6 protein-coding genes and 1 pseudogene are annotated in these 3,546 nt (G+C 41.9%); 1 reads left to right on the top strand and 6 read right to left on the bottom strand.

Annotation, left to right across the window (positions count from 1 at the left end; genetic code table 11):
- Positions 1-301: 301 nt before the first annotated feature.
- A complete protein-coding gene (locus PX481_RS09345; RefSeq protein ID WP_002784632.1) occupies positions 302-568 on the top strand; it encodes a hypothetical protein in 267 nt (88 codons plus the stop codon).
- A gap of 4 nt (positions 569-572) precedes the next feature.
- On the opposite strand, the gene PX481_RS09340 is transcribed toward PX481_RS09345, so the two are convergent.
- The 6 genes and pseudogenes from PX481_RS09340 to PX481_RS09315 all read right to left on the bottom strand — a co-directional run.
- On the bottom strand, positions 573-1,001 hold the full coding sequence (locus tag PX481_RS09340) for a type II toxin-antitoxin system VapC family toxin (RefSeq protein ID WP_002788601.1): 429 nt from the start codon (positions 999-1,001) through the stop codon (positions 573-575).
- Between the two features lie 9 nt (positions 1,002-1,010).
- Positions 1,011-1,250, bottom strand: a complete 240-nt coding sequence (locus PX481_RS09335) for an antitoxin (protein WP_002793069.1) — start codon at positions 1,248-1,250, stop codon at positions 1,011-1,013.
- A gap of 22 nt (positions 1,251-1,272) precedes the next feature.
- A complete protein-coding gene (locus PX481_RS09330) occupies positions 1,273-1,485 on the bottom strand; it encodes a type II toxin-antitoxin system HicB family antitoxin (protein ID WP_002793068.1) in 213 nt (70 codons plus the stop codon).
- Between the two features lie 9 nt (positions 1,486-1,494).
- The gene (locus PX481_RS09325; RefSeq protein WP_004159619.1) at positions 1,495-2,316 is read right to left on the bottom strand and encodes a hypothetical protein; all 822 of its coding nucleotides are present in this window, start codon (positions 2,314-2,316) and stop codon (positions 1,495-1,497) included.
- The gene (locus PX481_RS09320) at positions 2,309-2,959 is read right to left on the bottom strand and encodes a hypothetical protein (RefSeq protein WP_223213047.1); all 651 of its coding nucleotides are present in this window, start codon (positions 2,957-2,959) and stop codon (positions 2,309-2,311) included. The genes PX481_RS09325 and PX481_RS09320 overlap by 8 nt, the downstream gene beginning before the upstream one ends.
- A gap of 329 nt (positions 2,960-3,288) precedes the next feature.
- A pseudogene (locus PX481_RS09315) lies at positions 3,289-3,546 on the bottom strand (tetratricopeptide repeat protein); the annotation flags it as partial.

Below are 3,546 nucleotides of genomic sequence, written 5' to 3'. Positions count from 1 at the left end.
GATTTTAAGCTATAATCAAAGATGTTGATTTATCCCATGAAGTAACAATGTTATCGATTAATCTAGTAACGCACCAAATAAATTAATGATAGATGTGGTGCGTTACGACGGATTGTTAGATGATTGAGTAGGGGCGAAGCATTCGGACAATAACCTATTACTGAAACCCTAGATTTCCTATCCGAATGCTTCGCCCGTACCCCGAATTTTTCTCTAGCAAACTCAATTGGGGATGGGGGGTGAGTGCGATCATAGATTTTAAGCTATAATCAAAGATGTTGATTTATCCCATGAAGTAACAATGTTATCGATTAATCTAGATCGAGAAACCGAGAACTATCTAGCAGACATCATTTCCGAAGAGAATATTAGCTCAGAAGAACTTCTGAAAAAACTCATTTACGAACATTGGCAAAGCTTAAAACCGCGTAAAACTTTATCACAACGCCGGGGAGGTCATCCTCAGCATCTTTTAGAAAATGCTCCACCTGATTTATCATTGCGAGAAAACCGCAAAAAAGTAGTGGCAGAATATATACAAAACCATCATCAGCAACATCATTTATGACAAATTATCCCCCAAAAATTATTACAGAATCAATCAACCAATTCTCTAACTTCAAAGCAGGCACACGCTCAAATTCACGAGTATTTGCGGTAACAAGAGTCAGATCAAGCGCTAGAGAATGAGCAGCAATCAGTAAATCATTTGGACCGATTGGGGTTCCTGCTTGCTCCAAATGTTTACGAATTAGGGCATAGTGCTTATCTACAGTTGATTCTAATGGCAAAACTGTCAAGAACTCCAGGATGCGTTCTAGTTGCTGCACCAGACGGGAGGAACCACTTTTAACCACTCCAAATCTTAATTCACACGCCACAATGATGCTCGTACAAACGCTTTCTTCGCCGACATCCACAATATGCTGGAAAACCTGACCTTGGGGATACCTGATCAAATGTGATAGGATGTTAGTATCAAGCAGATATTGATAGGTCATTGGGTGGTACTAAAATGTAATGTCATCAAGGGGAAGCAACCCTTCATCTATATCAGGAAAATTGTCTGTAATGTCTGGCAAAGTAGTCAGCAAAGAAATTAGAGAACCGGAAGAAATCGGCTCAATGATTAAGCGATGACCTTCTTTGCGTAACAAAACCTCTGTGCTTGATAGGGCAAGTTCAGGAGGAATAGTTAAGACTTGCTCTTGTCCACTTGTTAGTAAAGAAACCTGACGTAAGTTTTGCATCTGTTGACCTCTTTGTTAATGATCACCTTACTATAATAGACGCTTCTAAGACAGAATATTCAGTATCTAAAACTTCTACTCCAAAGGTTTCAATATGAAAACGGAGTGCTGATTTCGCATCTTCTAGCGCTTCTTGATATGATTCGCCTTCGCCAATGACAACACCTTCAATACCTAAAGGATAAGCAATATAGCCATCTGGGTGTTTTTCGACAATTATTTTAATACTTTTCATGATTATTTTTTAAATACATTTTCCCAATTCATCAAGCAAATCCATCGCCACCTCTAGCCAGTCCACCGCACCCTCTGAAGACGGCTCAGGCGTTGCTCCCCTTACCCCTTCTGGACGCGAGACTAAGGGTTTAAAATTCTCATTATTCTCGTTGGCCTTCTCTGCTAAAAAGTCCCCTAATAGCGTCGGACGCTCATAGTCCTGCCGATAGTCCCAGACCCAGTTTAACACTGTGATTACCTCCGATCGCTGTTCCGCTGACCAGCCTTGTTTATCGATATACTGCGCCATGATTTGCTGACAGTTTTCCCACCGACGGTAAGCTTCCCACAGCGCCGATATAGGTTTCCTCATCGCCAAGGACACCGCGCCGCCTTCTGGGAAATCCTGGCGCAGGTCCGAACTCAACAGAACCCCAGTTAACCAAGCTCCTCCTTCCCCTAACTCGACTAAAATATAGGCTAATGTTGCCGGATTTAGGTCAATTTCGACCCTAATTTGGCTTAAATCTAACATTTCTTCACCAGAGTCTTGGGGAATCAATACAGCTTCTAGTTTACCTAGCTTGGGTAGTACCACTTGAGCATTATCAGCCGCCGCAGCATCTACCTCTATCCCATGCTCTTCTAGATAATCTGTCAGCACCGCCGCCGCTAAGGTGTTTTGGCGAAATTCCCCAAAGCTGGGATAGGGAACCCAAACAGAGTCGGCTAAATCTGTTTTAGGGTCTAAACCCGCAAGTTTAGCTAACTCAACCAGATCATCTGTATCTGCATTAGCAAGACGCAGGTACAGTTCTTCAACTTCTCGAATAAAATCTGCATCACTCATAACGTAATACCTGACGACTTAGATAGGGTTGGGTTTTATGCTTTAAAAATAACTTAGCGAATCCTAACTCAAATATGTTTAATTTTTCGTGTCGATAAATATCATCTCTAAATAAATTTTCTAAACCCGTAATCACAACCTGACGCATTTCAGGAGTAAATGTCGCTTCAACGCTCCAGGGAACACCCGCAATTAACATTTTACCCAGGGAATCCGCTAATTCCCCAATCAAAACAGGCTCACCTGTCCTATTCTCGAACACCCACACAGGCTGATTATTTGCTCCCTTGTGACTAATTTGCGCTATTTTAAGCTGAAACTTATCCCCCTGGGACTCTTTTTGACGCTTTTCTCTAACTCCCTTTAAGCTTGCTTTCGATAAATCAGGAGTTGCAGAACCTTCTAGTTGAAACTTGCTTTCCTGTTCTCCTCCTAACTGACGTTCAATCTCTAATTCCCTTGCTAAAATCTTTTTCAACGCTTCATTTCTCAACTCAGAAGGCATTTGGCCATTCTCCAGTTTTAAGCGTAACTCTCCCCCCCGCAAACCAAACTTAACCCGTCCAAAGCGAAAATCAAGCCACTGCTGATTAAAAATAATCCGCACCGATAGGGAAAACGCCTCTGGATCAGACTTTTTCAAAAGCGAAAAAACACCCTTAGACTCAGGCGCAAGGGGTTCTCCCAAAATCTACAAGTGCAGACATTCAGGACACTTATTGTCATGTTCTGTTACCGCAATTGCCCTTGATTGCTTTGCCATCATCCTAGGCCTTTCAAACCCTTAACTGTAATAATTGTACTGTATGTGGGGTTTGCGGCAAAAAATTTGTTGTTTTGCTAATAAAGTCCCAAAACCATTTTTTAGCAAAGCTGCTACCGATATTCAGCCAGCCCTAATTAGCTAGAGCAAGCCTCAAGAATTCCTAGCAAATTAACTAAGGGGTTATCTTAATGCTTGCTGCTATCAGCTTAATTTTCTTCCTCCACTTCCGGGGTTGGTTGTGGTAAACGAGCGATAAAATCTTTCATTTTGGGATGATTAAACATTTTCTCCGTGTCTTGCAGAAGACTTTTACCCCAGAGATTTTCCCCTAAAAATTTCAGACTGGCATAACGACTATCGCTAGTGAGAGCGGCCTGAGCTAATTTGATCCCCTCCTCAGTTTTTCCTTGACTATAAATAGCCACCGCAATAGCTAACTGAGGTTCCGCCTGTTTAGGATCAAT

Source organism: Microcystis sp. M53603_WE2 (assembly GCF_030065435.1).
This window is presented reverse-complemented; position numbering and strand designations above follow the sequence as displayed.